Annotated in this window: 5 protein-coding genes; 4 read left to right on the top strand and 1 reads right to left on the bottom strand. The window is 35.7% G+C overall.

Annotated elements, in window-relative coordinates:
- Positions 1–77: 77 nt before the first annotated feature.
- A complete protein-coding gene (locus ACT8VG_RS00190) occupies positions 78–1,769 on the bottom strand; it encodes an ammonium transporter (protein WP_444194977.1) in 1,692 nt (563 codons plus the stop codon).
- A 340-nt stretch (positions 1,770–2,109) separates the two neighbouring features.
- Between ACT8VG_RS00190 and ACT8VG_RS00195 the strand changes: the two genes are divergently transcribed.
- From ACT8VG_RS00195 to tkt, 4 genes are all read left to right on the top strand, one after another.
- On the top strand, positions 2,110–2,274 hold the full coding sequence (locus tag ACT8VG_RS00195) for a hypothetical protein (protein ID WP_217106522.1): 165 nt from the start codon (positions 2,110–2,112) through the stop codon (positions 2,272–2,274).
- On the top strand, positions 2,271–2,660 hold the full coding sequence (locus tag ACT8VG_RS00200) for a MurR/RpiR family transcriptional regulator (RefSeq protein ID WP_117458618.1): 390 nt from the start codon (positions 2,271–2,273) through the stop codon (positions 2,658–2,660). Before ACT8VG_RS00195 ends, ACT8VG_RS00200 begins: the two co-directional genes overlap by 4 nt.
- Positions 2,661–2,669: 9 nt before the next feature.
- On the top strand, positions 2,670–3,857 hold the full coding sequence (locus tag ACT8VG_RS00205) for a M20 metallopeptidase family protein (RefSeq protein WP_117458619.1): 1,188 nt from the start codon (positions 2,670–2,672) through the stop codon (positions 3,855–3,857).
- Between the two features lie 69 nt (positions 3,858–3,926).
- Positions 3,927–5,732 (top strand): transketolase (tkt, locus tag ACT8VG_RS00210; protein WP_444194978.1); only part of this gene is annotated, 1,806 nt, incomplete at its 3' end.

The raw sequence follows: 5,732 nt of genomic DNA on the forward strand, positions 1-5,732 counted from the left end.
TAGGAAAAAAAGCAATAAAAAAGAGCCAACTTCTTAAGTTGACTCCATTGGGCTCGACTAATCGAGTCTCATTTTTATTAGTCTTCATAGCTTAAGGCTTCAGGGCCTTGTTCACCAGAAGAAATTCTTACGACATTCTCTACATTATAGATAAAGATCTTACCATCACCCATATGACCAGTGTATAGAACACTTCTTGCTGCATCTACAACTGTCTGTACAGGAATACTAGACACAACAATCTCAGCCTTTACCTTAGGCAATAACTGGATATCAACCTTAGCGCCTCTATAATAAGCAGTCTGTCCTTTTTGAACACCACAGCCTGATACTCTTGTCACTGTCATACCAGCAACTCCAATATCGTTCATAGCAACTTTTAAAGCATCCATCTTTTCTGCTTTCGCAATAATAACAATCTTACTGATCTTACCTTCCCCATTGACTGCAACAGTAGGAACAGCTTCTGTAATACTTAATTCAGGAGCAGAAACAGTTGCAGCAGTAGCACCAGTATAAGTTTCTGTTTCTAATGCGAAACCTGCATAAGCACTTTCTAAACCATGTTCAAGCTTATCAAGACCAGTAATTTCTTCTTCTTCAGTAACTCTAAGACCAACAGTATGCTTAATAACTACGAATGTAATAGTCATTAATACAGCAGTCCAAACACCAATACATAATAAGCCAAGTAACTGAGTACCTAATAACTTAAAGCCTCCTCCATAGAATAGACCTTGAGCCTTAGGCATTGTATCAGTACCGCAGGCAAATAATCCAACACAGATAGTACCAAGTAAACCATTACCAAAATGAACAGCGACAGCCCCAACTGGATCATCAATATGTAATTTATAATCTAATAACCAAGTAAAGAAACAAACAGTAAATCCTGATAAAATACCAATAATACAAGCACCCATTACATTAACTGCATCACATCCAGCAGTGATTGCAACTAAACCTGCGAGTGAACCGTTTAAGCTCATAGCTACATCAGGTTTACCATATTTTAACCAAGTAAAGATCATTACAGTACATGTTGCAAGTGCTGGTGCAACAGTAGTAGTTGCGAAGATAGTTGCTAACTGTGTACCATTTTTAGCAGCAGCACCGTTAAATCCATACCAGCCAAACCAAAGAATAAATACACCTAAAGCACCAATAGTTAAACTATGACCAGGAATACCATTTGGGCTTCCATCTTTATTAAACTTACCAATACGAGGACCAAGAAGTTTAGCCCCAATTAAAGCAGTTAAACCACCAACGAAGTGAATAACTGCACTACCAGCAAAATCATGGAATCCCATTGCTGTTAACCATCCATCAGGTCCCCAAACCCAATGAGCTTCAATAGGATAAACAATTAAAGAAATAACGAATGAATAAATACAATAACTTAAGAACTTAGTTCTTTCTGCCATTGCTCCAGATACGATAGTTGCTGCAGTTGCACAGAATACTAAGTTGAATACGAAACTAGACCAATCAGTTGATGCAAAGTTAGTTAATGGACCATTTCCAAAACCAACCCATCCAATAAATCCGTTAGCTACATCACTCCCACATAAGAAGCTATAACCTACAATAAGAAAAGCAACAGTTCCTAAACAGAAATCCATCAAGTTCTTCATGATGATATTTCCGGCGTTCTTAGCACGTGTGAACCCTGCCTCAACCATTGCGAAGCCTGCCTGCATAAAGAATACAAACGCGGCACCAATTAAATACCATATACCAAAAACTTCAGTTAAAACCTTTGCCATAAGCACTCCCCCTTTATCATGTTTATGTTTTCTTTTTACCTTTCTGGTATGACTGCATTATACGAATAGAAAATAGTCAAGTCAATAAGAAATTATCATCATAACGTTAATTTATCATACACATATATCGGAATAAACGAAAAAATAGACCATATATTCATGATAAAATGAATTATCAAAAGATAATAAAAAATATTATAAAGTGATAAAAAATTATTAAATAATGTATAATTTTTATATTATGTCATAAAAAATGCGATAAAAAAGAAAATCATGGTATACTTTTTTTAAGGGTAATTATAAAAAAGGGGAAAGTTTTTTATAACATCCAGAAGAAGATATGGCTGCACTTATGAATAAAGCACATCATTCTCAGGTTGTGACTATTGATAAAACATATCATCTTCTTAGTGCTTTTACACTAGAAGATGTTGTGAAAGCTTTAGAACAAGCGAAACATGTTTATTTATTTTTGTCTGTGATGATTTTAGACATAAACTTATGAGGATAGGGAAGTCTTCTAGTGATTGTCCTAATATTCATTTACAGATGAGTTTTGTATCTGTTATGACACAAGAAGATTTAGCTATCTTTGTTTCATATTGTGGAGAAACAAAAGGTATAGTCACTGCTGCTAAATGGGCAAAGGAAATGAACATCCCATCTGTCGCAATTACACAATCTGCTTATAATAAGCCTGGTAAGTTAGTAGATCATGTATTAACTATTCCTTCACAGGAACAGCCATTACGTATCGGAGCGATGAGTTCTCGTTATTTTTCACTTATTGTTGTTGATCTTCTTTATTATGGATTAGTGAAACGTAATAAAGAAGAATATGCACAAAAGATTATTAATACAAGACGTATTATTCAAGAAATGGAAAAGTAGGTGTAAGTTATGGAAAAGATAGAAAAATGGATATCAAACAACAAGGATATCGAACAGGAATTAATACGACTGAGAAGACATTTTCATGAACATCCAGAAGTAGGTCATCCTCTTCCTCAGACACAGGAATATATAGTGAAACTGCTTGAAATGTATGGTTATGAGAATATTATTGTGAATCCCGGAGGAAGTATTGAAGTACTTGTAGGACCTCATGATAAGAAGATACTTTTACTTAGAAGTGATATGGATGCATTACCTTTAGTAGAACATACAAACTTACCTTTTAAATCTATTAATGGATCTATGCATGCCTGTGGACATGATATGCATGCCTCTATGATGTTGATGTGTGCCAAACTATTAAAAAAGAATGAAAAGAAACTCAAAGGGCAGATCAAGATTGTTTTCCAACCTCATGAAGAAGGACTAGTGGGTTGTAAGATGATGATTGAAGATGGGGTATTAAAGTATCCTCGTGTTGATGCTGCAGTAGGGTTACATGTTATGCCTGCCACAGAAGATAAGACAGGAACTATACGTACAATCCGTAAAGCGATGACAACAGCGTCTACAATCTTTGAAATCAATATTACAGGTAAGAGTTCACATGGTTCTATGCCAGAAAAAGGTATTGACGCACTGCGTGTGGCTGTTCATATATATCAGCAATTACAGGAAATCATTCCTAAAGAAATCAGTATGAGTCATGATGATGTACTTACAATTGGTATTATGAATGCAGGTAAAGCCCATAACATTATTCCAGAAAAAGCCTATATGAAATGTTCACTAAGAAGTTATCGTCCAGATGATCAGGAATATATTATGGGAAGAGTCAATGAATTAGTTCAAAGTATTGCCTCTATGTATCATGCCCAGGCAGGTATCACAATCTTACAGCAGGCACCAAGTGTCTATAATGATCCTGCATTACTTAAATCTATTATGGATGTAGAAAAAGATGTATTTGGTGGTTATATCAAGAAGTTAGAACTTCCTCTTACTATCTCAGAAGACTTTGGCCATATTACTGCCAATGTACCTTCACTCTTTGTTACTCTTGCTGCAGGATGTAAACAGGATGGTTATATTTATGGTCTTCATAACAAAGCTACTATCTTTGATGAAGGCTGCTTAATGTATGGCCTGTATTTCTTGTATAATGCTGCAATGAATTGGAATGTGAAGTACTAAATATCTTGCATTCACAAAAAGAGAAAAGGTATAATATTTAACAATGATGAATGGGAGAAAACAGAAAAAATGAACAAGATTGATCAAAAAACAGTATATACGATTAAAGCACTTTGTGCAGATATGATTCAGAAAGCAAATTCAGGACATCCAGGACTTCCTTTAGGGGCTGCTGGATTCACTCATGTATTATGGTCACAGGTATTAAACCATAGTGCAAAGCATCCTGAATGGATTAACAGAGACCGTTTTATTTTATCAGCAGGACATGGTTCAAGCATGCTTTATAGCTTATTACATCTATATGGTTATGGCTTAACTATGGATGATTTAAAGCAGTTTAGACAGTTAGGTTCACTTACACCAGGACATCCAGAATATGGACATACAGTAGGTGTAGATGCCACTACAGGTCCACTAGGACAGGGCTTAGGCATGGCTGTTGGTATGGCAATGGGTCAGGCTCATTTAGCCACTGTATTTAATAAACCAGGTTATGATCTATTTGATCATTATGTTTATGCATTAGCTGGTGATGGATGTATGATGGAAGGAATCTCTTCAGAAGCATTATCACTCGCTGGTACACTTAAGTTAGAAAAGCTCATCATCTTATATGATTCAAACAACATTTCTATCGAAGGTAACACAAACATCACATTTACAGAAAATGTATCAGACAGAGTAAAGGCATTTGGTTTTGAAACATTGACTGTAGAAGATGGAGATAACTTAGATGAAGTACTTGCTGCATTAGAAAAAGCAAAAACTATTAAAGGTAAACCTAAGTTCATTGAAATCAAGACTACAATCGGTAAAGATAGTCCAAATGAAGGTTCAGAAAGCACTCATGGTGCACCATTAGGTGCTGATAACATCAAAGCACTTAAAGAAAAACTTGGTCTTCCACAGGAAGAATTCTATGTACCAGAAGACGTATATGACTATCTAGCTTCTACACAAAAACGTGTAGATGATTTATATGATGCATGGACTTCTATGCAGGATAAATATTTTGAAGAATATCCAGAAATGAAGATTGTATGGGAACAGTATTTCAATCCTGACTTTGCAAGAATCTTTAAGGATAACCCATTATTCTGGGCTAATAAACACCACAATATTGCAACACGTGCTGCAAGTGGTGAAACAATGAACCTTATTAAGAACTTTGCCCCTAACTTCATTGGTGGTTCAGCTGACTTAGGACCTTCTAATAAGACAGTCTTAAATGGTGAAGGTGAATTCAGTGCAGACAACTATGGTGGACGTAATATTCACTTTGGTGTAAGAGAACAGGCTATGGCTGCAGTAGGTAATGGTTTAATGTTGTATGGTGGATTAAAAGCATATGTGGCTACATTCTTTGTATTTAGTGACTATGTAAAACCTATGGCTCGTTTATCTTCATTAATGAAGCTTCCACTTACTTATGTATTTACTCATGACAGTATTGGCGTAGGGGAAGATGGACCAACACATGAACCAGTAGAACAGTTGACTATGCTTCGTGCAATGCCTAACATGTATGTATTTAGACCATGTGATGAGTTTGAAACAAAAGCAGGCTGGTATGTCGCAATGAGCTCAAAAGAAACACCTACATCTCTCATCCTTTCTAGACAGGACTTACCTAAGATGGTAGGAAGTAACAGAGGTGCCTTAAGAGGTGGTTATATTATTGATGACTGTATGAGTAAGCCAGATATCATCATCATTGCATCAGGCTCAGAAGTAGACTTAGCAGTCAAAGCCAAAGAACAATTAAAAGACTCTAACTTAAATATCAGAATCGTTTCTATGCCTTGTCAGGAATTATTCAGAGAACAGTCTGAAGAATACAAGGAATCTATTTTACCATCATGTGTAGAAAAT

This window comes from Catenibacterium sp. (genome assembly GCF_052354645.1).
GTDB classification, from domain to species: domain Bacteria; phylum Bacillota_I; class Bacilli_A; order Erysipelotrichales; family Coprobacillaceae; genus Catenibacterium; species Catenibacterium mitsuoka_A.

Coding starts and splice junctions, on each gene's coding strand:
- ACT8VG_RS00190 (WP_444194977.1), bottom strand. CDS start 1,769: ATGGCAAAGGTTTTAACTGAAGTTTTTGGTATATGGTATTTAATTGGT.
- ACT8VG_RS00195 (WP_217106522.1), top strand. CDS start 2,110: ATGGCTGCACTTATGAATAAAGCACATCATTCTCAGGTTGTGACTATT.
- ACT8VG_RS00200 (WP_117458618.1), top strand. CDS start 2,271: ATGAGGATAGGGAAGTCTTCTAGTGATTGTCCTAATATTCATTTACAG.
- ACT8VG_RS00205 (WP_117458619.1), top strand. CDS start 2,670: ATGGAAAAGATAGAAAAATGGATATCAAACAACAAGGATATCGAACAG.